Source organism: Halomonas sp. IOP_31 (assembly GCF_021151495.1).
Lineage (GTDB): Bacteria > Pseudomonadota > Gammaproteobacteria > Pseudomonadales > Halomonadaceae > Modicisalibacter > Modicisalibacter zincidurans.
In genome coordinates, this window is sequence record NZ_JAIRBP010000003.1 from 75,879 (window position 1) to 99,004 (window position 23,126).

22 protein-coding genes are annotated in these 23,126 nt (G+C 66.5%); 15 read left to right on the forward strand and 7 right to left on the reverse strand.

Going from position 1 to position 23,126, the window contains the following annotated elements; all coding sequences use genetic code 11:
- Positions 1-139: 139 nt before the first annotated feature.
- Entirely contained in the window at positions 140-544 is a 405-nt protein-coding gene (locus K7I12_RS03070) for an accessory factor UbiK family protein (RefSeq protein WP_035575386.1), read from the reverse strand.
- 246 nt (positions 545-790) lie between these two features.
- Between K7I12_RS03070 and K7I12_RS03075 the strand changes: the two genes are divergently transcribed.
- The 3 genes from K7I12_RS03075 (at position 791) to K7I12_RS03085 (ending at position 2,944) form a co-directional block, all read left to right on the forward strand.
- The gene (locus K7I12_RS03075; RefSeq protein ID WP_031384898.1) at positions 791-1,129 is read left to right on the forward strand and encodes a P-II family nitrogen regulator; all 339 of its coding nucleotides are present in this window, start codon (positions 791-793) and stop codon (positions 1,127-1,129) included.
- Positions 1,130-1,167: 38 nt separating this feature from the next.
- Entirely contained in the window at positions 1,168-2,415 is a 1,248-nt protein-coding gene (locus tag K7I12_RS03080) for an ammonium transporter (RefSeq protein WP_231662974.1), read from the forward strand.
- Positions 2,416-2,605: 190 nt separating this feature from the next.
- On the forward strand, positions 2,606-2,944 hold the full coding sequence (locus K7I12_RS03085; RefSeq protein ID WP_136068168.1) for a P-II family nitrogen regulator: 339 nt from the start codon (positions 2,606-2,608) through the stop codon (positions 2,942-2,944).
- Between the two features lie 112 nt (positions 2,945-3,056).
- Here the strand turns inward: K7I12_RS03085 and K7I12_RS03090 are convergent, their stop codons facing one another.
- The gene (locus tag K7I12_RS03090) at positions 3,057-3,833 is read right to left on the reverse strand and encodes a ferredoxin--NADP reductase (RefSeq protein ID WP_031384895.1); all 777 of its coding nucleotides are present in this window, start codon (positions 3,831-3,833) and stop codon (positions 3,057-3,059) included.
- Positions 3,834-3,980: 147 nt separating this feature from the next.
- Between K7I12_RS03090 and K7I12_RS03095 the strand changes: the two genes are divergently transcribed.
- A complete protein-coding gene (locus K7I12_RS03095) occupies positions 3,981-4,907 on the forward strand; it encodes a LysR family transcriptional regulator (protein WP_031384894.1) in 927 nt (308 codons plus the stop codon).
- 117 nt (positions 4,908-5,024) lie between these two features.
- Here the strand turns inward: K7I12_RS03095 and K7I12_RS03100 are convergent, their stop codons facing one another.
- Both K7I12_RS03100 and K7I12_RS03105 read right to left on the reverse strand, forming a co-directional pair.
- Positions 5,025-6,029, reverse strand: a complete 1,005-nt coding sequence (locus K7I12_RS03100; protein WP_084173610.1) for a sensor domain-containing diguanylate cyclase — start codon at positions 6,027-6,029, stop codon at positions 5,025-5,027.
- Positions 6,030-6,063: 34 nt separating this feature from the next.
- Complete coding sequence (locus tag K7I12_RS03105; RefSeq protein ID WP_031384892.1) at positions 6,064-6,861, reverse strand: alpha/beta fold hydrolase; 798 nt, start codon at positions 6,859-6,861, stop codon at positions 6,064-6,066.
- 216 nt (positions 6,862-7,077) lie between these two features.
- Here K7I12_RS03105 and K7I12_RS03110 point away from each other — a divergent pair, with 216 nt between their 5' ends.
- The 3 genes from K7I12_RS03110 (at position 7,078) to K7I12_RS03120 (ending at position 10,160) form a co-directional block, all read left to right on the forward strand.
- Positions 7,078-7,641, forward strand: coding sequence for a gamma-glutamylcyclotransferase (locus tag K7I12_RS03110; protein ID WP_031384891.1), 564 nt, complete (start codon positions 7,078-7,080; stop codon positions 7,639-7,641).
- Positions 7,642-7,859: 218 nt separating this feature from the next.
- Complete coding sequence (locus K7I12_RS03115; RefSeq protein ID WP_231662975.1) at positions 7,860-8,819, forward strand: GlxA family transcriptional regulator; 960 nt, start codon at positions 7,860-7,862, stop codon at positions 8,817-8,819.
- Between the two features lie 93 nt (positions 8,820-8,912).
- Positions 8,913-10,160 carry a TauD/TfdA family dioxygenase gene (locus K7I12_RS03120; protein WP_231662976.1) on the forward strand — a complete coding sequence of 416 codons (1,248 nt, stop codon included), beginning with the start codon at positions 8,913-8,915 and terminating at the stop codon, positions 10,158-10,160.
- A 44-nt stretch (positions 10,161-10,204) separates the two neighbouring features.
- Here the strand turns inward: K7I12_RS03120 and K7I12_RS03125 are convergent, their stop codons facing one another.
- Positions 10,205-11,230, reverse strand: a complete 1,026-nt coding sequence (locus tag K7I12_RS03125) for a GlxA family transcriptional regulator (protein WP_051907534.1) — start codon at positions 11,228-11,230, stop codon at positions 10,205-10,207.
- Positions 11,231-11,384: 154 nt separating this feature from the next.
- On the opposite strand from K7I12_RS03125, the gene tmpA reads away from it, so the two are divergent.
- The 8 genes from tmpA to K7I12_RS03165 all read left to right on the forward strand — a co-directional run bounded on the left by tmpA (position 11,385) and on the right by K7I12_RS03165 (position 19,314).
- Positions 11,385-12,575: a 2-trimethylaminoethylphosphonate dioxygenase gene (tmpA, locus tag K7I12_RS03130; protein ID WP_051907533.1), complete on the forward strand. Its 1,191-nt coding sequence runs from the start codon at positions 11,385-11,387 to the stop codon at positions 12,573-12,575.
- Complete coding sequence (locus tag K7I12_RS03135; RefSeq protein ID WP_051907532.1) at positions 12,572-13,204, forward strand: HD domain-containing protein; 633 nt, start codon at positions 12,572-12,574, stop codon at positions 13,202-13,204. Before tmpA ends, K7I12_RS03135 begins: the two co-directional genes overlap by 4 nt.
- Complete coding sequence (locus K7I12_RS03140; protein ID WP_231662978.1) at positions 13,201-14,799, forward strand: 5-guanidino-2-oxopentanoate decarboxylase; 1,599 nt, start codon at positions 13,201-13,203, stop codon at positions 14,797-14,799. Before K7I12_RS03135 ends, K7I12_RS03140 begins: the two co-directional genes overlap by 4 nt.
- A 42-nt stretch (positions 14,800-14,841) precedes the next feature.
- Positions 14,842-16,026 carry a pyridoxal phosphate-dependent aminotransferase gene (locus tag K7I12_RS03145; protein WP_231662979.1) on the forward strand — a complete coding sequence of 395 codons (1,185 nt, stop codon included), beginning with the start codon at positions 14,842-14,844 and terminating at the stop codon, positions 16,024-16,026.
- 72 nt (positions 16,027-16,098) lie between these two features.
- Complete coding sequence (locus K7I12_RS03150) at positions 16,099-16,890, forward strand: ABC transporter ATP-binding protein (protein ID WP_231662980.1); 792 nt, start codon at positions 16,099-16,101, stop codon at positions 16,888-16,890.
- 119 nt (positions 16,891-17,009) lie between these two features.
- Positions 17,010-17,792: a transporter substrate-binding domain-containing protein gene (locus K7I12_RS03155; protein ID WP_031384882.1), complete on the forward strand. Its 783-nt coding sequence runs from the start codon at positions 17,010-17,012 to the stop codon at positions 17,790-17,792.
- 65 nt (positions 17,793-17,857) lie between these two features.
- Entirely contained in the window at positions 17,858-18,562 is a 705-nt protein-coding gene (locus tag K7I12_RS03160) for an ABC transporter permease (protein ID WP_031384881.1), read from the forward strand.
- A gap of 20 nt (positions 18,563-18,582) precedes the next feature.
- Positions 18,583-19,314 carry an ABC transporter permease gene (locus K7I12_RS03165; protein ID WP_231662981.1) on the forward strand — a complete coding sequence of 244 codons (732 nt, stop codon included), beginning with the start codon at positions 18,583-18,585 and terminating at the stop codon, positions 19,312-19,314.
- Between the two features lie 590 nt (positions 19,315-19,904).
- On the opposite strand, the gene mnmE is transcribed toward K7I12_RS03165, so the two are convergent.
- Entirely contained in the window at positions 19,905-21,281 is a 1,377-nt protein-coding gene (mnmE, locus tag K7I12_RS03170; protein WP_031384879.1) for a tRNA uridine-5-carboxymethylaminomethyl(34) synthesis GTPase MnmE, read from the reverse strand.
- 100 nt (positions 21,282-21,381) lie between these two features.
- Positions 21,382-23,067, reverse strand: coding sequence for a membrane protein insertase YidC (yidC, locus tag K7I12_RS03175; protein WP_031384878.1), 1,686 nt, complete (start codon positions 23,065-23,067; stop codon positions 21,382-21,384).
- Positions 23,068-23,126: the final 59 nt, after the last annotated feature.

Consider the following 23,126-nt stretch of genomic DNA (forward strand, 5'->3'; position numbering starts at 1 on the left):
TGCCAAGTTTCTCGTTCACCTTCCAGAAACGATAGCGACCCCGCACCCAGTGCCTGTTCCAGCCTGTTCATTGATACAGGCCTAGTGATACAGATCGGCGCGGGGACTGCAAGTCTCGAGGCCAACGCAAGAGACCGCGCTATGGCGGCTTGGGCGATGAGGCGTCGGTATCCTCGGGGGGCGCCGTACCCTTGGCGGATGATGTATTTCCGGAAGCGGTCTTGCTGGACGCTGCCGTGTCCTCGGGTGGCGCTGCCGTGTCGGCGGCGACCATCGCCGGCGATCCCGGCGCGCCGGCACTGTCGTCGAGACTGGCTTCGAGCGCGGCGACCTGCTTTTCCAGCGACTCGACCCGTGCCCGGGTGCGCTGAAGCACATCCATCAGGATGTCGAAGTCCTCGCGGGTCACCAGCTCCATGCGATCGAAGGCTCCACGCATCACGTTATGCACGTTGCGCTGGATCTCTTCGGGCGCGTGAGAGGCATCCTGAAGGCGCTCGCCCAGCTGCTGGGCGAGGCGGCTGATCCGTTCGCTACTGATCATCGGCCCACTCCTTGTTGCGGTTCTCCTCAGCATACGCAAGGCAATTCGACAACGCATGCCCTGTTATGGCGCATCGCTGCGGCAGCGGCGCACCAAAACGGTGATTGGCAGTGCAGCAAAGCGATTCACTGCACCATAAGACTGACCGGATGGCAGTTCAGATCTATGAAATTACTACAGAAAAAACGAACTGGCACGGCTTGCGCTTGATAGCTTCAGGCGCAAGCCGACAACGGGAGACAAGGGATGAAACTCATCACCGCCATCATAAAGCCATTCAAGCTCGACGACGTTCGGGAGGCGCTCGCCGATAACGGCGTGCAGGGCATCACCGTCACCGAGGTCAAGGGCTTCGGTCGTCAGAAAGGGCATACCGAACTCTACCGGGGTGCCGAGTACGTGGTCGATTTCCTGCCCAAGGTGAAGATCGAGATCGCAGTCGACGACAGCCGTGTGGAAGGCGTGCTCGAGGCCGTCAGCCAGGCCGCCAACAGCGGCAAGATCGGCGACGGCAAGCTGTTCGTCACGCCGCTTGAAGACGTCATTCGTATTCGCACCGGCGAACGCGGGGCCGACGCCGTTTGAGGCGCGGGGCCATTCCTGAATTCAGCGAGACTATAACGATGACAGAGCTCAATTACGCGCTCGATACATTCTACTTCCTCATCAGTGGCGTGCTGGTGATGTGGATGGCCGCCGGCTTCGCGATGCTGGAAGCGGGCCTGGTACGCTCGAAGAACACCGCAGAAATCCTGACCAAGAACGTCGTGCTGTTCGCTATCGCCTGCACGATGTATCTGGTGGTCGGCTACTACATCATGTATTCGAGCAGCGCCGGCGGTTTCCTGCCCAGCCTCGGCTTTCTGATCGGCAGCGAGAACGGCGTCGATGCAGTCTTGATTGGCGGCGATGACGCGCCCTACTACTCGGCGCGTGCCGACTTTTTCTTTCAGGTGGTGTTCGTGGCGACCGCCATGTCGATCGTCTCGGGCGCCGTCGCCGAGCGCATGAAGCTGTGGGCGTTCCTGGCCTTCGCGGTGGTGATGACCGCGGTCATCTACCCCATCGAGGGCTACTGGACCTGGGGCGGTGGCTGGCTCTCCGAACTGGGCTATTCCGACTATGCCGGCTCCGGCATCGTTCATCTGGCCGGCGCCTCCGCCGCATTGGCCGGCGTGCTGGTGCTCGGGCCGCGCAAGGGCAAGTACGGCAAGAACGGCGCCATCTACGCAATCCCCGGCGCCAACATGCCTCTGGCCGCGCTGGGCACCTTCATCCTGTGGATGGGCTGGTTCGGCTTCAATGGCGGCTCCGAATTGAAGGTCTCCGACGTCGCTTCCGCCAACAACGTGGCTCAGGTACTGCTCAACACCAATGCGGCCGCCGCCGGCGGCGTCATCGCCGCGCTGATCCTGGCCAAGGTCTGGTTCCGCAAGGCCGACCTGACCATGGCGCTCAACGGCGCGATCGCCGGTCTGGTATCGATCACCGCCGATCCGCTGTCACCCAGCGCCCTGGGTGCGACGCTGATCGGTGCCGTCGGCGGCCTGCTGGTGGTGTTCGCCATCGTCGGCCTCGACAAGCTCAAGCTCGATGACCCGGTCGGTGCTATCTCGGCCCACGGCGTGGCCGGCATCTGGGGCGTGATGGTGGTGCCCGTCAGCAACGCCGATGCTTCCTTCGGCGCGCAGTTGATCGGCACGATCGGCATCTTCGCCTGGGTCTTTATCGCCAGCCTGGTCGTATGGCTGATCATCAAGGCGATCATGGGCGTGCGGGTCAGCGAAGAGGAAGAATACGAAGGCGTCGACCTGGCCGAATGCGGTCTCGAAGCCTATCCCGAGTTTACCGCCGGCGGCGGCAACAAGTGAGCGTGTCCGGGCTCGACAAGCGAGCCCCGGCGCAACGAGTGAGCTGGCGTGCTCCCCTGGCCCCCTTCGGGGGTCTTTTTTATTCCGATAGCGAGCAGTGTATGCTTGATAGCAAATTGACCGACGCAAACCGGGGCCGCGCGGCCGTCAGGCGCGCGACGATACCCGCATCCTAGCGAGGAGTACGAGCATGAAACTGGTGACCGCCATCATCAAGCCGTTCAAGCTGGACGATGTCCGTGAATCGCTGTCCGAAATCGGCGTTCAGGGCATCACCGTGACCGAGGTCAAGGGCTTCGGTCGCCAGAAGGGCCATACCGAGCTGTATCGCGGCGCCGAATACGTGGTCGACTTCCTGCCCAAGGTCAAGCTGGAAGTCGCCGTCGACGATGCCATGGCCGAGCAGGTCATCGAGGCCATCACCCAGGTTTCCAACACCGGCAAGATCGGCGACGGCAAGATCTTCGTCTCGCCGCTCGAGCAGGTCATCCGGATTCGTACCGGCGAGACCGGCAAGGATGCGGTCTAAGCGCGAAGCTATAAGCCAAAATAGCACCACAACCACTAGCCAAGTCAAAAGCAAAAAGCTTTTGACTTGGCTTTTTCTTACGGCTTATGGCTTACAGCTCCGGCGAAGCCGGTTACTTCTCGACGAACGCCCGCTCGATCACGTAGTCGCCGGGCTCGCCCATGCGCGGCGAGATCTTGAAGCCCAGGTCGTCGAGCAGCGCGCTGGTCTCGTCGAGCATCGCCGGGCTGCCGCAGATCATCGCCCGGTCCTGCTTGGGATCGAGCGGCGGCAGACCGGTGTCCTCGGCGAGCTTGCCGCTGCGGATATGGTCGGTGAGCCGGCCCATGGTGTGGAACTCCTCGCGGGTCACCGTGGGGTAGTAGACCAGCTTCTCGCTGATCTCCTCGCCGAGGTATTCGTGCGCCGGCAGTTCCTTGCCGATGAAATCGGCGTAGGCGAGTTCGCTGACGCTGCGCACGCCGTGAATCAGCACGATCTTGTCGAAGCGCTCGTAGGCCTCGGGGTCCTGGATCAGGCTCATGAACGGCGCCAGGCCGGTGCCGGTAGAGAGCATGTAAAGATTGCGGCCCGGCAGCAGGTCGTCGGTGACCAGCGTGCCGGTGGGCTTGCGGCTGACCATGATCTGATCGCCGACCTTGAGGTGCTGCAGGCGCGAGGTCAGCGGACCGTCGGGCACCTTGATGCTGAAGAACTCGAGGTGATCCTCGTAGTTGGGGCTGGCGATCGAGTAGGCGCGCATCAATGGCTTGCCGGCGACTTCCAGGCCGATCATCACGAATTGCCCGTTCTTGAAGCGCAGGCTGCGTTCACGCGTGGTGCGGAAGCTGAACAGGGTGTCGTTCCAGTGATGGACGCTCAGCACTTCTTCCAGGGCAAACTTGCTCATCGAAGCCTCCAAATATATTCCATAAAAGCATAAAAAAGCGTTAATTTCGTTACCGTCATTCTAAGTCGGTAGTGATTATCTGTTAAATGGGTTGTCTGGATAACGCTTATCGGCAATATTGATATGGCACTTGCCATCGAGACTCCCATGCGTTACACCCTGCGCCAGCTCGAAGTCTTCGTCGCCGTCGCTCAGCAACAGAGCGTATCGCGCGCCGCCCGCGAACTGGCACTCTCGCAATCCGCCGCCAGCACCGCGCTCGCCGAGCTCGAACGGCAGTTCGATTGCCAGTTGCTCGACCGCATCGGCAAGCGCCTCAAGCTCAACGCGCTGGGCTTTCAACTGCTGCCCAAAGCGGTGGCCTTGCTCGACCGCGGCGAAGAGATCGAGGAGTTGCTGCGTGGCCAGCGCGGCGTCGGCTCGCTGGATGTCGGCGCCACGCTGACCATCGGCAATTACCTGGCGACCCTGTTGATCAGCGACTTCATGCAGCGCCATCCCGGCAGCCGGGTGCGCCTGCAGGTGCGCAATACGGTGTCGATCATCGAGCGCATCGTTCAGCACGAGCTCGACCTGGGGCTGATCGAGGGCGATTGCCAGCATGCCGACGTCGTCATGCAGCCCTGGGTCGAAGACGAGTTGACGGTCTTCTGCTCGCCGCGCCACCCGCTGGCCGGTGCCGCCGATGTCTCGCTCGAGCGGTTGCTGCGTGAGGCCTGGATCATGCGCGAGCAGGGCTCGGGGACCCGGCTGACTCTTGAACAGGCCACCCGTCATCGCCGAGGGCGGTTCAACATCCTGCTCGAGCTCGAGCACACCGAAGGCATCAAGCGTGCGGTCGAGTCCGGTCTGGGCATCGGCTGCGTCTCGCACCTTGCGCTGCGCGACGCCTTTCGCCGCGGCAGCCTGGTGCCCATCGCCACTCCGCAGCTCGATCTCAAACGCCAGTTCGCGTTCATCTGGCATCGCCACAAGTACCTGAGCACCGGCATGCGCGAATTCCTGCGGCTGTGCCAGCAGATGACCGAAGGCGCCCGGCGCAGCGACGAGATCGAGCTGCCGAGCATTCCCTGAGTCGCCGACACGGAATCCGCGCATGTGCAAGCATCCGGGATCGATTCCGCGGCAACGCTTGACGCAGCGCCCCGTGGCGGCGAGCGGGCGAGCGTCTATAACCCTGGCGGACGCCGATCAACGCGTCGGAGCAGGCTCCAGGCCCAGCAGGGCAGCATGCAACACGCGATCGCGACCGTCATGCTTGGCGGCGTAGAGGGCATCGTCGGCGCGCCGGTAGAGCGAATCGCTGCCATCGCCAGGCTGGTGATTGGCGATGCCGGCGCTGACGGTCACCGCGGCGACCGACCAGGCATGCTCGCGCACCGCCCGACGCAAGCGCTCGAGCGCCCCCAACGCCTGTTCCGGTGAGGCCCCGGGCAAGAAGATCGCGAACTCCTCGCCGCCGATGCGAAACAGCAGGTCCTGGTCGCGAAAGACACGCTGCATGAGCAGGGCGAGCTCCATCAGCACCTGGTCCCCCGCCGCATGTCCGAGACTGTCGTTGATCGTCTTGAAAAGGTCGATGTCCAGCAACGCCAATGCGAAAGGTCCAGCGGCCGGCCCTGCCCGGGTGCGCTCGGTCAATGCTTCGCTGAAGGCGCGGCGATTCTTGAGTCGCGTCAGCCCGTCGCTGTAGGCGTGCGCCTCCAGGTGCCGGTTCTGGCGAGACAGCTCCTGATGGTGCGCCTCGAGCTCCGCCTGGAGACGCTGCAACTCGTCTATCGCCAGCTGCTTTTCATCAAGTGCCGCTTCGGCCGCCTCGCGCGCCGCGATCAGTTCTCCTTCGAGACCGCTCCTGCGCGGGACCGGCGTCAGCGACCAATGGACACACGCCTGGTCCAGGTACTCGGCGGTCCGGAAACCGCCCAGCACCGGCAGCGTTTGCTCGTCAGGCGTGGCGAGTGCCAGCTGAATTTCATCGCCTTGCTGATGGCGTTCGACGCTGAGCGCCACATGCCAGTGGTAGAAGGCACGCGCCGCGGGCGTCAGCAGGTCGGCAAAGCACGTCCCGGCCAGATCCGCGCGGCCCAGCCAGTCCTCGATCCGGGCGTTGACGGCCAGCACCCATCCCTCACGGTCGGTCACCAGCATGCCACAGGGGGACTCGTCCCAGTATGCCGCAACCTGTTTCGCTTGCATCGTGGTTTCCTCGGAGCGCCGGTCGCGCCTCGCGCTACAGATGCGCCCGCAACCGCTCGGCCAGCAATGCAGGATCGCTCATGTGCGGATAATGCCCACGACACGGCAGCCACTCGAGGCGGGCATCGGGAATGTTGGCGTGCAGGTATTCGGCCGCCTGGGGTGGCACCACCGCATCCTCGTCGGTGTGCATCACCAGCGTGGGGATCGTCAGTTGCCCCAGCGCATCGCGGGTGTCGCTGTAGAAGGTGACCTCGGCGAACTGGCGGGCGATGCGCGCGTCATTGGCCAGGAACTGGTTGCGCAGGTGACGCTCGGCGACATCCTTGCGCTGCGAACCGATGACGTTGGCCGCCATCGAGCCCGCCCAGGCGAAGTAGTTCTGCTCCATCATCGTCAGCAGTTCGCCGAGTTGCGCCGCGTCGAAACCGCCCCGGTAATCGGGAGGGTCGTCCAGATAACGGCTGGAGGCGCAGAGCATCACCAGTTGCCGGAAACGCTGCGGCGCCTCGATGGCCGCCAGCATGGCGATGATGCCGCCGATCGAGTGGCCGACCACGGTGACGGCTTGGTCCCCGAGCGCCGCGCAGACCGCCAGCAGATCCTCGGCATACCCCTGCAGGGCGGCGTGCCGGTGCCGGCTATAGACGGTCTTGAGGGCGCGACCACAGCCGGCCTGATCGTAGCGAGCTACCCGCCAATCGGGCTCGAAGGCGCGAACCAGCGGTACCCAGACCCGCTGATCGCAACCGAAACCATGCAGCAACAGCAGCGTGCGCTCGCCCTGCCCGGTGATGGTCACGCTGTGTCGGTCGAGTATCGATGCGGCCATGCAAGCTGCCCGTGGATGAGTGACGGCTACCGTCATGGCCGGATGAAGGGCGGCCCGATACGGAATCAGCCTCGTCGAAAGGGTAATATCCTAATGGACCCGCGGAGCAATTACACGGCGCCGAGCACCGCCCGGTTTAACGCTTGGTCGGCTTGCCCGCCGCCCTGGCCTGTCGCAGAGTAACGGCACCGTTGATTTTCAGGTTCCGCGCCGCACATGTCCTTCGATACCACCACGCTCAACCAGCAGATGACCCATTTCGACGGCCACGACTCGCTGTGGCTGTTCGGCTATGGCTCGCTGATCTGGAAGGCCGACTTCGCTTACCTGGAGCGTCGTCCGGCGCATATCCTCGGCTGGGCGCGGCGCTTCTGGCAGGCCTCTCACGACCACCGCGGCACGCCCGAATCGCCCGGCCGGGTGGCGACGTTGATCCGCGCGCCGGGAGCGGCGTGCCACGGCATGGCCTATCGCATCACCCCGCAGACCCTCAAGCCGCTCGACGTGCGCGAAAAGAACGGCTATCTGCGGGTCGTCACCCCGCTTTACTTCGACGATGGCGCGCGTCACGAAGGACTGGTCTACATCGCCCGCGAGGACAACGCCGCCTTCGCCGGCCCCGAGCCGGAAGCCGCGCTGGCCCGGCGCATCGCCAGCGCTCACGGACCCAGCGGTCCCAACCGCGACTACCTGCTCAACCTGGCCAGCGCGCTGCGCGAACTCGGCCACGACGACCCGCACATATTCGCCCTTGAAGAACGCCTGCTTACCGGGGAGTGAGCCTGTAGACCTTCTGTTTGGCGAGGCGCTTCAGGACGTCGACTACACGCTGCTCAGCGACCCGCGACCGGCAGCCCGATTCTCGCCAATAGGCGCCGCACCGCGGAGCCTTTGACCGGCAGCGCGGATTAACTGAACCAATCGACGCACTGAGCCATCGCCTGCAGCGCAGCGCACGATCGCTTATCATCGTCGGGCCACCCCGTTGCGAGCGACTCATGCGTCTGGACTACACCGGCCCGTTGCCCGAGCCGATCGGCTTTCTGCTGATGCCGCGCTTCTCGATGATGGCGTTCTTCTCGGCGGTCGAACCGCTGCGCATCGCCAATCGCATCGCCGGGCGGGCGCTGTTCGCCTGGCGGGTGATCAGCCAGGACGGCGCACCGGTCACCGCCAGCAACGCCATGACCCTGCTCGCCGACGACGCCATCGCCAGCGCCCCGGCGCTGCCCAGCGTCGCGGTATGCGCCAGCTTCGAGCCCGAGGCGACGCTGAGCCGGCCGCTGATCCGCTGGCTCAACCGGCTGGCCAACGCCGACTGCGTGCTCGGCGGCATCGATACCGGCAGCGTGGTGCTGGCCAGTGCCGGGCTGCTGCGCGGCCAGCGGGTGACCCTGCACTGGGAAAGCCTGCCGGCCTTTCGCGAACGCTTCCCCGCCATCGAGACCCGCGAGGCGCTGTTCGAGCTCGGCCCGCGCGGCTTCTCCTGCGCCGGCGGCGCGGCGGCGATGGACATGTCGCTCGACCTGATCGCCCGGCGTCACGGCGAGGCGCTGGCCACCGCGGTCTCCGAACAATTGATCCACGCCCGCATGCGCACGCCCCACGATCAGCAGCGCATGGCGCTGAGCCAGCGCCTGGGCACCCACAAGCACGTGCTGATCGAGGCCGTGGCGCTGATGGAGGCGCATATCGAGACGCCGCTGTCGATCGAAGCGGTGGCGCGCCGGGTGGGCATCTCGCTGCGCCAGTTGCAGCGCCTGTTCGAACGCGAGCTGAATGTGCGCCCGCGCGATCATTACCTGAACCTGCGCCTGACGCGGGCCCGCCAGTTGCTGCTGGAAACCGATCACGACATCCTCGGCATCGGCCTGGCCTGCGGCTTCGCCTCGGCGTCGAGCTTCTCGCGCGCCTACCGCCAACGCTATGCCGAGAGCCCACGCGACGCGCGCCGATGACGACTCATGACAACTAGCCGTCGCCTGGTGGCTAATCGACGGCGCGACGACTCGGCATCCTGAAGATTGCCATTTCATTCAGAGACGCCCGCCATGACCACCACCGCCGCACCGCCACTGCCAGCGACTCCGGACTACGACGCCTGGCCGGTCGAGGTCGGCCTCGCGCGGGTCGACCACGACGCCCGGCTTGTCACGCTGACCTGGGCCGATGGCCGGGTCAGCCGCTATCACGCCGTGTGGCTGCGCGAGAACGCCGCCGACGAGACTACCGTCAACCCGGCGACCCGCGAGCGCATCCTCGACCTGTCGCGGCTCGCCGCCTGGCCGACCATCGACGCCGCCTGGCTCGACGCCGCCGGCGCGCTCGGCGTCACCTTCGCCCCCGAAGCGCGCACGCTGCGTTTCCATCCGGGCTGGCTGCGCGCCCACGACTACGACAATACCGAGGCATTCGACGCGCCGCTGGTCGCCGTCGAGGTCTGGACCGCCGCCGAACTCGACGCCCCGCCGAGCCTCGACGCCGCCGGGTGGATGGTCCAGGACGAACACGCCGAAGCCGGCGAGGCGCTGCTCGAGCAAGCGCTCGGCAACGTGCTGAGCCACGGCCTGGTGCGGCTTAGCAACCTGCCCACCGCGCCGGGCAGCCTGGACGCCATCGCCCGACGCATCGGCCCGCCGCGGCCGACCAACTTCGGCACGCTGTTCGACGTGCGCGCCAAGCCCGACCCGGACTCCAACGCCTACACCTCGATCGCCCTGCCGCCGCACGTCGACCTGCCGACCCGCGAGTACCAGCCGGGCCTGCAGCTGCTGCACTGCCTGGAGAACAGCGTCGAGGGCGGCCAGGCGGTGATGATGGACGGCTTCGCGGTGGCCGAGGCGTTGCGCCGGCAGAACCCCGCGGCGTTCGCCACGCTGACCCGGGTCAAGTGGTGCTACGCCAATACCGCGCGCACCAGCGACTACGTGTGGTTCAACCCGATGATCCAGCTCGACGCCGAGGGGCGGCTCAGCGAGGTGCGCATTGCCGACTTCCTGCGCGGGCCGCTGATGGCGCCATACGACGAGATCGAGCCGGCCTACGAGGCGCTGATGCAACTGCAGCGGCTGCTTCGCGAACCGCGCTTCGCGCTGCGCTTCAATTACTGCCCGGGCGATCTGGTGATCTTCGACAACCGCCGCCTGCTGCATGCCCGCGACGCCTTCGAAGGCGCGTCCGGCCACCGCTGGCTGCAGGGTTGCTATCTGGAGCGCGACGAAGTGCGCTCGCGGCTGCGCATGCTGCGCCGGGCCGCCCGCCAGCGCCGCGTCGAGGCGCTGGGGCAGCATGTCCCGTAGAGGAATCCCGCTACCGCCAGGCTGTTTCCTAGTAGCTAGCCCGGTCAGCTCGTCCCGCGCTCGCCGGTCCGGCTCGGGCGCTCGGCGAAGCGCGCCTGATAGACCCTCGAAAAATGCGCCATGCTGCTGAACCCGGTGGCCAGCGCCGCCTCGGTCACCCGGCAGCGGCTATCGGCGAGAATCCGCCGCGCCAGGTCGAGGCGCATGCCCAGGTAGCACTGCTTGGGCGTCTCGCCGAAATGGCCGACGAACAGCCGCGTCAACTGACGCTGCGACTGGCCGACCAGCCGGCAGATCTCGGGGATCGCCAGCGCCTGGCCGAGATGCGTCTCCATGATCGCCAGCGCCCGCACCACCGTGCGCGGCAGCCGGTCGAGGCGATGCTGGCTCTGGCCTTGCAGCGCGTCCTCCTCGGAAACTCGCTGGTGGACGAGTTGGCGACCCACCGCGTTGGCCAGCGCCGGCCCGTAATCGGACTCGATCCACTGCAGCATCATGTCGATGCCCGCCGCGCCGCCGGAGCCGGTCAGCCGCCGGCCGGCGAATTCGAAGCGCGCCGGGCTGATCGCCAGCTGCGCAAACTCTTCGCGAAACGCCGGCACGCTCTCCCAGTGCAGCGCCACGCGCTGCTGTTCGAGCAGCCCGGCGCGGGCAAGGATGAACGGCGCGGTGTCCAGCCCGCCGACCCGCCCGCCGTGCGCGGCGACCTGACGCAGCACCGCGCGGTCGGCAGCGGTCACCGTGGCCTCCGCCTCGTAGGACGAGATCGCCATCAGCATTTTGCAATCGCCGGCGCCGCCGAGCGCGCCATCGACATCGATGCGCACGCCGTTGCTGGCGACCACCGCCTCGCCACCGCTGGACAGCAACTGCCAGGCGAACAGCGTGCGGCCGAAGCGGTTGGCGACGCGCAGCGGCTCGAGCAGGCAGAACAGCGTCAGCATCGAGAACTTGGGCAGCAGCCACACGCTGACGGTGTGCTCGGCCTCGCCGGGGCGCGCCACTGGCGGCAGATCGGGGCGCGGATAGGGCCAGGCCTGGGCCCAGTGGGCCGAATCGAACTCCTTCATGGCCAAAATGATCGATTATATGGCCATTTTAGGCAAATCACTGACTCCGCATGGCTCTAGGGTAGTATCAGGTCGCACCCGTCATGGTGTCGACAGCGCTTCGGATTCGCGTCCGGTTCCCTTGACCCAGCCAGCTGTGGAGGTTCGCGCCGCCATGTCCAATCCCGTCGACGCCATCGTCACTACCCAGGGCCGCCGCCTGACGCTCAGCGGCCCCGGTCTCGAACAGCACTTCGCCGCGCTGTGGCTGCGCGAGCGCGCCCCCGACGGCGAGACCCTGGATGCCCAGACCGGCCAACGGCTGATCGAGGCCGCCGAGTTGCCGCTCGACCTGACCCTCGAGTCTGCCGCCGTCGACGGCGAGACGCTGCACCTGGCGTTCAGCGACGGCCATCGCACCGCCTTCGCGTTATCCACGCTGCTCGCCGAGGACCGTCCGCCGAGGGACACTTCGCGCGGCGCGGCCGACGACGCGCAGCTGTTGTGGGACGCCAGTCTCGCGCACCTGCCCGAGGCCGACTTCGCCGCCGCGCTGGCCGATGACCGGGCGCTGCTGGGGCTGCTCGACGAGTTACAGCGCTACGGTTTCGTGCGCGTCGCCGGGGTGCCCGGCGAGGAGGACGGCATGCAGCCGCTGATCGATCGCATCGGCCCGCTGCGGCGCACCAACTGGGGCGGCATCGCCGACGTCAAGTCGGTGGCCAACGCCTACGACCTGACCATGACCCAGCGCGGGCTCGAGCCGCACACCGACAACCCCTACCGCGATCCGATCCCCGGCTACATCTGGCTGCACTGCCTGAGCAACGCCGCCGCGGGCGGCGACAGCACGCTGGTCGACGGCTTCATGGCGGCCCGCCGCTTGCAGCGGGAAGACCCGACGGCGTTCGACTGCCTGACCCGGCTGTCGCCCGGCTTTCGCTACGTCGATGCCACCACCCGGCTGGAAAGCGAAGGCCCGCTGATTGAGCTCGACGGCCACGGCCGGCTCGCCAGGGTGCGCTTTTCCAATCGCACCGAGCGTGTCGCCGCCTATGACGCCGAGACGCTGGAGCGCTACTACGCGGCGCGCCAGCGCTTTCATGCGCTGATCACCGACCCGGCGCTGACCGTGTACCTCAAGCTCGCCCCCGGCGAGATGCTGATCATGGACAACTACCGGCTGCTGCATGGGCGCACCGCCTATCAGCTCGAGGGTGGCGTGCGTCACATGCGCCAGGGCTATGTCGATCGCGACAGCACCGCCAGTCGCCGTCAGGTGCTGCGCCATACGCTCGCCGGTTCGGTCGGCGCCAACGACGCCGATGCCCCTCGCGCCGCCACCCAGGGAGGACCGGTTCGATGAACCAGGCCCGCTTCACGCGCTTCGACGAAAGCACCGCCGACGACTGGGCGATCATCGACGCGCACTTTCAGATCTACCAGAACGACGCCAGCCGCCGGGTGCTCGAGCATCTGCTGCGCCTCAAGGGCGACAACCACGGCTACCCGATCGACCGCTACGCGCACTGCCTGCAGACCGCCAGCCGCGCGCTCGATGCCGGTATCGACGAGGAGACCGTGGTCTGCGCGCTGCTCCACGACATCGGCGACGACCTGGCGCCGGCCAATCACGCCGAGATCGCCGCGGCGATCCTCGAGCCCTACATCGATCCGCTCAACGTGTGGATGATCCGTCACCACGAGCTGTTCCAGGGCTATCACTACCGCGCCTTCTACGGCCTGGACCCGCATGCCCGCGAGGCCTACCGCGACCACCCGGCCTATGCGCGCACCGCGCGCTTCTGCGACGAGTGGGACCAGCGCGCCTTCGACCCGGATTATCCCTCGCGGCCACTGGAATACTTCGTGCCGATGGTCGAGCGGATCTTCTCCCGTGAGCCGTTCGGTGGCGCACCGTCTGGTGGCGCACCGCCTGGTGACGCACCGGCGGAAACCTCGGGCGTGGCCAGTGATACCAAGGTGCGCTCATGACGACCTGCGCGCAACGCCTGCTCGAGCTGCTCGAGACCCACAGCATCGATACCGTGTTCGGCATCCCCGGGGTGCACACCATCGAGCTCTACCGCGGCCTCGCGGACAGTCCGCTGCGCCACGTCACGCCGCGCCACGAGCAGGGCGCCGGGTTCATGGCCGATGGCTACGCCCGCGCCAGCGGCAAGCCGGCGGCCTGCTTGATCATCAGTGGCCCGGGGATGACCAACATCGCCACCGCGATGGCTCAGGCGCTGGCCGACTCGGTGCCCATGCTGGTGATCTCCAGCGTCAACCGTCGCGACACCCTGGGCCGCGGCCAGGGCCGCCTGCACGAGTTGCCCGACCAGCAGCGCACGCTGGCCGGGGTCAGCGTGTTCAGCCACACCCTGCACGCCGGCGAGGCGCTGGACGAGATCGTCGCCCGCGCCTTTGCGGTGTTCAAAAGCGCCCGCCCCGGCCCGGTGCACATCGAGATTCCGCTGGACGTGATGACCCAGCCGGTCGCCGACACGCCGATCAAGCGAGCCGCGGTCTATCCGCCGGCCGCGGCCGCCGCCGGGCTCGATGCCGCCGCGGCCTGGCTGGCCGGCGCCGAACGCCCGCTGGTGCTGCTCGGCGGCGGCTGTGTGGACGCCGCCGCGGACGCCCGCGCGCTCGTCGAGCGTCTCGATGCGCCGACCATGACCACCATCAACGCCCGCGGTGTACTCGGCGAGCATCATCCGCTCGATCTGGGCGCCTGCGCCAGCCTGCCGGCCGGGCGACGACTCGCCGCCAAGGCCGACGTGATCCTGGCGTTGGGCAGCGAACTCGGCGAAACCGATTATGATCTGGTCTTCGACGACGGCTTCGCGCTCACCGGCCGGCTGATCCGCGTGGACATCGACGCCCAGCAGCTGGCCCGCAACCAGGCCGCCGACCTGGCGCTGCTCGCCGATGCCGGCGAAGTCATGCGCGGCCTGCTCGAGCGCTTGCCGGTGGCCGCCGCGCGCGACGCCGCGGCCCAGGTCAGCGCGACGCGGACCGCCCTGGCACTGCGCGAGGCCGACGACGTGGCGCCCTACGCCGAGCTTCTCGACACCCTGCGCGACGCGCTGCCCGAGGCGAGCATCGTCGGCGACTCCACCGGGCCGGTCTACGCCGGCAACTTCATCGTCGAGATGCCCGCGCCGCGGCGCTGGTTCAACGCCGCCACCGGCTACGGCACGCTCGGCTACGGCCTGCCCGCGGCGCTCGGCGCGACGCTGGCCGTCCCCGAGCGGCCGGTGATCGCGCTGGTCGGCGACGGTGGGCTGATGTTCACCCTCGGCGAGCTGGCCACCGCCCGCGACGCCGGCGTGCCACTGGCCGTGGTGGTGTGGAACAACGACGGCTACGGCGAGATTCGCCGCTACATGGACATGCACGCGGTCGCCCGGTTGGGCGTCGACCTGCCGGCTCCCGACCTGGCCACCCTGGCCGAGGCCTTCGGCTGTCACGCGGCGCGGGTCGATGACCCCGAGGCGCTCGGCCAGGCGCTGGCCGCCAGTTGGGCCGCCACGGCGCCCACGCTGATCGAGGTCGATGCCGAGAGCTGGGGGCGACGCCGCTGAGGCAACGACCCAGCCGATAACCAGTTCAAATCGAGGAACTTCATGCACTACTCGAGCCTGACCACCCGTATCGCCGGCGAAGGCGCCGCCGCCTGGGACATTCATTATCGCGCCCTCGAGCGCCAGGCCGACGGCGACGACGTGATCATCCTCTCGGTGGGCGATCCCGACTTCGTCACTCCCGCGCCGATCGTCGACAGCGCCATCGCCAGCCTGCGCGCCGGTGCCACCCACTACGCCGACGTGCAGGGCAAGGCGCGCCTGCGCGAGCTGATCGCCGCCCGCCACCGCGCCCGCGGCGGTAGTGCCGGGCCCGACAACGTGGCGGTGATGGCCGGGGCGCAATGCGGGCTCTACGCGGTCGCCCAGTGCCTGCTCGACCCCGGCGACGAAGTGATCGTCCCCGAGCCGATGTACGTGACCTACGAGGCTGCGCTGCAGGCCGCCGGCGCGACGCTGGTGCGCGTGCCGCTGCGCGCCGGGGAAGGCTTCCAGCCGCGGCTGGCCGATCTCGAGGCCGCCGTCACCCCGCGCACCCGGGCGCTGCTGGTCAACAGCCCGCACAATCCCACCGGCCAGTGCCTGAGCCGCGAGACCTGGCAGGGCATCGCCGAGCTGTGCCAGCGCCGCGATCTGTGGCTGATCTCCGACGAGGTCTACGCCGATCTGGTGTTCGAGGGCGAGCACCTGTGCCCCGCTACGTTGGCGGGCATGGCCGAACGCACCGCGGTGATCGACAGCCTGTCCAAGTCGCACGCCATGACCGGCTGGCGGCTGGGCTGGGTGATCGGCCCCGAGGCGTTGATCAATCACCTGAGCAACCTGGCGCTGTGCATGCTCTACGGCAGCCCCGAGTTCATCCAGGACGCGGCCTGCGCGGCATTGGCCGACCCGCCCGAGCAGCTGGCGACGATGCGCGAGACCTATCGCGCGCGTCGCGACACGGTATGCCGCGCGCTTACAGGCAGCAGCGCGGTCGAGGTGCTGCGCCCCGCCGCGGGGATGTTCATGATGATCGACATCCGCCGCACCGGGCTCACCGCTCAAGGCTTCGCCGACAGGCTGCTCGACGAACACGGCGTGTCGCTGCTCGCCGGCGAGGCCTTCGGTCCTTCGGCGGCGGGCTTCGTGCGCTTGAGCCTGACGGTCGACGCCGAGCGCCTGGACGAGGCCTGCCGGCGCATCGAGCGCTGCGCCCGGGACTGCCTGGCGACGGCGCTCGACTGAACGAACGAGCGGCTGCGTGGCGCGTCTTGCCCCGAGCCGCACTCTTTCCACCGGCCACCCCCGACAGCGTCCATGACCCAACATACCGACAACAATGACACCGCCCCGGCGATCGATGCCCGCCACCTGGTCAAGCGCTACGCCGAGCAAACGGTCCTCAGGGATGTCTCGCTGCGCGTGCGCGAAGCCAGCGTGGTCTCGATCATCGGCTCCAGCGGCTCTGGCAAGAGTACCCTGCTGCGCTGCATGAACCTGCTCGAGACCCCCGACCGCGGCGAGCTGACCATCGCCGACGAAGCGATCCGCTTCACCCACGACGCCGCCGGCAACAACGTCGGCCTCGAGCGTCGCCAGATCCAGCGTCTGCGCGCCCAGGTCGCGATGGTCTTCCAGCAATTCAACCTGTGGCCGCATCTGACGGTGCTCGGCAACGTCATCGAGGCGCCGCTGCGGGTGCGCGGCCTGCGCCGGCGCGCGGCGCTCGAGCTCGGCGAGCACTTCCTCGAACGAGTTGGGCTGGCCGACAAGCGCGACGCCTACCCCGGCTATCTTTCCGGCGGCCAGCAACAGCGCGTGGCGATAGCCCGGGCGCTGGCCATGCAGCCCCGGGTGCTGCTGTTCGACGAACCCACCTCGGCGCTCGACCCCGAGCTGGTCAGTGAGGTGCTGGCGGTGATCGGCGGCCTCGCCGAAGAAGGCCGCACCATGCTGCTGGTCACCCACGAGATGAGCTTCGCCCGCGAGGTCTCCGACGAAGTGGTGTTCCTGCACCAGGGCGTGGTCGAGGAGTGCGGCAGCCCGCGCGAGGTGTTCGAGAACGCCGCCAGCGAACGCTGCCGGCAGTTCGTCTCGAGCGTCGCCTGAGCGTCTGAGTTCCAGCGTCGCTGGCTTCGGCGGCGTCTCTTTCCGGGCCGCCCGCTGCGGCTCGTCACAACAACCAAGGGGAAACCTTGATGAAACGTAGCTTGATGAAACGTAGCTTGATGAAACGTAGCTTGCTTCCTGCCCTGAGCGCCGGCGTGCTGGCGCTATCGACGATGACCGCGCTGACCGTCAACGCCGCCGAACCGCTGAAGATCGGCATCTCCGCCGAACCCTACCCGCCGTTCACCTACAAGAGCGCCGACGGTGACTGGACCGGTTTCGAGGTCGAGCTCGGCCAGGCGCTGTGCGAGGCGATGCAGGCCGACTGTGCGGTCACCCCGACCGGCTGGGGCGGGATCTTCCCGGCGCTCGAGAGCGGCAAGATCGACATGATCATGAATTCGCTGTCGATCACCGACAAGCGCAAGAAGGTCATCGACTTCACCGATCCGTACTACTACACGCCGAGCGCCTATGTCGCCGCCAAGGACGCCGACTTCGCGATTCCCGACGGGCTCGACGGCAAGGTGCTGGGCGTGCAGGGCGCGACCACCAACGCCAGCTATGCGCGCCGCGCGCTGGCCGACAGCGGCGTCGAGATCAAGATCTACGACCAGCAGGAGCAGGCCAACCGCGACCTGCTCGCCGGGCGTGTCGATACGATCCTCGCCGACAAGGTCGCGATGACCGAGTTCGTCAAGCGCGACGAGGCCCAGGGCTACGAGATCCGCGCCACCGCGCCGCGTCATCCGGCCTTCGGCGAAGGCGTGGGCATCGGCCTGCGTCAGGCCGACGATGCCCTGCGTGAGGGCCTCAACGCGGCGATCGCCCAGGTGATCGAGGACGGCACCTGCGCGGCGCTGTCGCGTAAGTACTTCGACACCGACATCTGCGGCAGTTAATCGCCGTGCCCTGGCGACGCACCCGGCCCGGGTGCGTCGCTGCCACGCCACCGGAACAACCGCTTATGGATAGCATGTCGAGCGATGGCCTGCTGGCCTGGATGGGGCCGATCCTGCAGGGCGCGCTGACCACCGTGGAGATCGCCCTGCTCGCCTATGCCATCGGCCTGGTGTTGGGACTGCTCGGCGCCGGCGCACGGCTGAGCCCATGGCCGGCGCTGCGCGTGCTGGGCACCGGCTATTCGACGCTGGTGCGCGCGGTGCCCGAGCTGCTGCTGATCATCCTGCTGTATTACGCCGGCAGCCAGGCGTTGAGCGCCGCCTATGCGGCGCTGGGCGGCGACGGCCAACTGGCGATCAGCGGCTTCGCCACCGCGGTCGGCGTGCTGGCGTTCGTCCAGGGCGCCTACATGACCGAGGTGTTCCGCGGCGCGATCCTGGCGATCCCCCGCGGCCAGCTCGAGGCCGCCGACGCCTACGGTTTCTCGCGCGCCAGCCGCTTCCGGCGCATCGTGATCCCGGCGATGCTGCCCAACGCCCTGCCGGGGATGTCCAACCTGTGGCTGATCCTGGTCAAGGACACCGCGCTGGTCAGCGTGATCGGCTTCGAGGAGCTGTTCTTCACCGTTCAGCAGGCCGCCGCCAGTACCCGCGCCTATTTCCTGTTCTATGCCGTCGCCGGCGCGCTCTACCTGGTCATGACGCTGGGCTCCAATGCCCTGTTCGCCCGTGCCGAGCGCCATGTGCGCCGCGGCCAGGTCGGTGCCTGAGGGCTACGCAAGGAACCCCGATGGACTTTTCCTGGCTGACCGATCCGTTCTATCAGCGCTATCTATGGACGGGCTTCGTCAATACGCTGTGGCTGGTCGGCGTTTCCGGCAGCCTGGGGCTGACGCTCGCGGTGGGCGTGGCGCTGGCGCAGATTCGCGGCCCGCGGCCGCTGGCGCTGCTGGTGCGCGGCTTCACTACGGTGATCCGCGGCACGCCGCTGCTGGTCCAGCTGTTCTTCTTCTACGACGGCGTCGGCCGCCTGCTGCCGGCGATTCCCGGGGTGCAGGACAGCCTGTTGTGGCCGCTGCTGCGCGACCCGTTCTTCTACGGCGCGCTGACCTTCACGATCAGCGTCGGCGCCTATTCCGGCGAGGTGATCCGCGGCGCGCTGCTCAGCGTGCCGGACGGCGAACTGGCCGCGGGTCGCGCCTTCGGCCTGTCGCGCTGGCAGATCCTCTATCGGTTGTGGCTGCCGCGCGGCTTCCAGCTGTGCCTGCCGACGCTGACCGGCGAGATGATCCTGCTGCTCAAGTCGGTGCCGCTGGTCTCGACGATCGCCATGATGGATCTGCTCAAGGCCGCCAACCTGGTACGCGACGAGACCTTTCTGGTCTACGAGCCGCTGCTGCTGATCGCCGGCATCTACCTGGCGATGACCCTGGTGCTCACCGCCGCCATGCGCCTGGTCGAGACGCGCTTTCCCGGTGCCCGTCCGGTCAAGCCGCGGCGTCGCTGGCTGCTGCCGGGATGAAAGTGCGATGAAAAGCGAATATGGACACATAAAAAGGCGTTGTTCGGGCGATCAAAAAAAGATTTTCCGTGAAACATCTAGCATCGTTAGCAAGCACTATCAATGGAATGCGCGCTTTGCTTGGGCTCTCCTGCCATGGACAGATATCTTGTCGGCAATCGCTTACAGGGAAATTTAACCTGGGTTAGCTCGAATTCCCGATAGGGAGACTAGAGTGCCTTACATCGACGCAAGGAAGGCGTCAGCACGGAAGACCGAGCCGGGACGGCTCACAGTGCCAAGGATGCACGGGCTGGATGCCCGTGAATGTGCCGCAAGGAAAGCAGCGCTTATGGCCCGGTCGCGAGACCGGGCTTTTTTAGGCGCGTATTTTAGCCAATGCGGCGGTGGGCGGCGGTCACGCTACGCCGAAGCGGCCGGGCATCACTCCCATCAGCGACCGAAGATCGCGTTGGGCAGGAACAGCACCAGCTGCGGCACCAGCACAAGCAGCACGATGGCTGCCTTGTCTTGCCTTCGCTCGCCTGTTTTGTAAACGCCCGTTAGGTTGTTTACGCCGGGTTGGATGCTTTTCGATCTTTTTGGCCGTTTCACTTCCCGATGCAGAACTCGCCGAAGATCTTGCCCAGCAGGTCGTCGGCACTGAACTCGCCGGTAATTTCACCCAGCGCCTGCTGGGCCTCGCGCAAGTCCTCGGCCAGCAGTTCGCCGGCCGCGTAGACCTGAAGCTGGGCCTCGCCATTGCTCAGGGCCCGTTCGGCCCGGTCGAGGGCATCCAGATGACGCCGGCGGGCCGAGAAACGTCCCTCGGCGGTGGCCGAGTAGCCCATGATCGACTTTAGATGCTCCTTGAGACTATCCACGCCCTGACCGGTTTTCGCCGACAGGCGAACGATCGGCGGGGTTGTGGATAACGCTACTCCGGGCGGCTCGTGGCTGCTGTCGATCTTGTTGCGCACCAGCGTCAACCGAGCGGGGTCGGGCAGTCGCGAGACGAATTCCGGCCAGATGGCCATCGGATCGGTCGCCGCATCGGTCGCGGCGTCGACCAGCAGCAAGACTCGGTCGGCCTTCTCGATCTCCGCCCAGGCACGTGCCACGCCGATCTGCTCGACCGCGTCCGGCGTGTCGCGCAGCCCCGCCGTGTCGATGACATGCAATGGCATGCCGTCGAGATGGATATACTCTCGCAGAACGTCCCGGGTGGTGCCGGCGATCTCGGTGACGATCGCCGTTTCCTGCTGGGTCAGGGCATTGAGCAGGCTCGACTTGCCGGCGTTGGGCCGGCCGGCGATCACCACGTTCATGCCCTCGCGCATCAGCGCGCCCTGCCCGGCTGCCTGGCGGACCTCGCCGAGCTCGTCCTGGACTTCACCGAGCTTCGCGGCGATCCGGCCATCGGCGAGGAAATCGATCTCCTCCTCGGGGAAGTCGATCGCCGCCTCGACATGCATGCGCAGCTCGATCAGACGCTCGACCAAGCTGGCGACACGGTTCGAGAATTCACCTTGCAACGAGCGTAGGGCGTTTTCCGCGGCGGCGCGCGAGCTGGCGTCGATCAGGTCGGCAATTGCTTCGGCCTGGGCCAGGTCGAGCTTGTCATTGAGAAAGGCCCGCTCGGAAAACTCGCCCGGGCGGGCCAATCGGGCGCCCAGAGTGACGCAATGCTCGAGCAGCAGATCCATGAGCACCGTGCCGCCATGACCGTGCAGTTCAAGCACGTCTTCGCCGGTGAACGAATGCGGGCCGGGAAAGTACAGGGCGATTCCCTCGTCGACGACCTGGCCGTTGGCCCCCGTGAATGCGCCGTAGGCGGCGTGGCGGGGCGCCGGGCAGTGGCCCAGCATGACCTCGGCGATCGCCTGACAGGCCGGTCCCGAGACGCGAATGATGCCAACCCCGCCGCGTCCAGGGGGCGTGGCCAAGGCAGCGATGGTGTCCTGGGTATAAAGCGGCTGATCGAGCATGCGCGTTTCCTGAATTACGGTCGGCCATTGCCGGATGTCAAGCTCCAACGCCAGACCCCCGCACTGAGGCGGGGGTCTGGAGCTCGGCACGCTCGAGCGGCTACTTGCCCTTGGCAGGCGCCGGCGCGCCGGCGATCTTCCGCGTGATGACCCACTGCTGCAGGATCGAGATGCTGTTGTTGACGATCCAGTAGAGCACCAGGCCGGCCGGGAACCACAGGAAGAAGAAGGTGAAGACGATCGGCAGCATCTTCATGATCTTCGCCTGGGTCGGATCCGGCGGCGCCGGGTTGAGCTGCTGCTGCACGAACATCGTCAGACCCATGATGATCGGCAGCACGAATAATGGATCCTTGACCGACAGATCGTTGATCCACAGCATGAACGGCGCTTGACGCAGCTCGACTGATTCCATGAGCATCCAGTACAGGGCGATGAACACCGGCATCTGAATGACGATCGGCAGGCAGCCCCCCAGAGGATTGATCTTCTCCTTCTGGTAGAACTTCATCATTTCCTGGGACATCTTCTGGCGATCGCTGCCGTACTGCTCCTTGATGCGCTGCATCTCGGGGCCCAGCTTACGCATCTTGGCCATCGACTTGTAAGCCGTCGCGGAAAGCGGGAAAAGCACGATCTTGACGATCACCGTCAGCACGACGATCGACCAGCCCCAGTTGCCCAGTACATTATGAATCTGATCGAGCAGCCAGAATAATGGATTGGCGAGGAACCACAGCCAGCCGAAATCGACGGTCAGCTCCAGGTTGGGGGCTGCTGCCTCGAGCCGATCCTGAATCTTGGGGCCCATGTACAGCGTCGCCTCGAGGGTACTTTTCCCGCCGGAGGCGATGGTCTGGGTAGGGCTGGCGAAGGCCACCACGTTGCGATCACGCGAGTCGGTGGTCGCATAGTAGAGGTTCTGCTGGTTGTCCTTCGGTACCCAGGCTGACGTGAAATAGTGCTGAATGATCGCGACCCAGCCGCCCTGCACATCGCGGTTGTTGAACTGGCCTTGCTGGATCGTTTCGAAATCGATCTTCTCGTAATTATTGTCGGGCGAGGAATAGGCCGCCCCCAGATAGGAGCTCATCCCTACGCCGCCGCCTGCAGAGGGGTCGGGACTGTTGTCGCGGGCCAACTGACCGATGAATCGCGCGGTAACCGGCGTTTCGCTCTGGTTGGCCAGCAGATAGCTGACCGTTACCGCGTAGCTGTCGCGCTTGAAGGTCAGACGCTTGATGACCTCGACGCCATTGACGGTGGCGCTCAAATCGACGTTCAGGGCATCCTGACCTTCCGAGAGGGTATAGCGCGTCTTCTCGGCATCAAACGAGATGCGCCCCTGCTGTCCCTCGAGTTGCAGGCCCGACTTGGCGACGTAGCTGCGTGCCTGTCCATCCGAAAGCAGCACGAAGGGCTGCTCGGTATCCTGGCTCGCCTTGTACTTAGGCAACGCCGCATAGACGATATCGCCGCCACGCGGGTCGATACGCACATCGAGGGCATCGGTCGTCACCCTGATCAGGCTGCGGCGATTGTCGTCCTGAGCGCTCTCGGCCATGTCCGGGCTGTTGCCGGCCTGCTTGGCGTCACTGGAAGGCGCCGCCAGGGCCTGCTCGGTCTCGGTGTTGGTGGTGTTATCCGTATCGCGGACGTTCGACTGGCTGTAGGAAGGGGCTTCAGTCTCGACGGCGGTCTGGCCATAATCCTCATTCCACTGGATCACCAAGAGATAGGCGAGTACCGCGAGCGGGATGACGAGGAGGAGTCGTTTTACGTCCATTAGGGATCTGCCCGATGGGATATTGGATCATTCTGCGGTTGGTCGGCACGCTGTTCCGG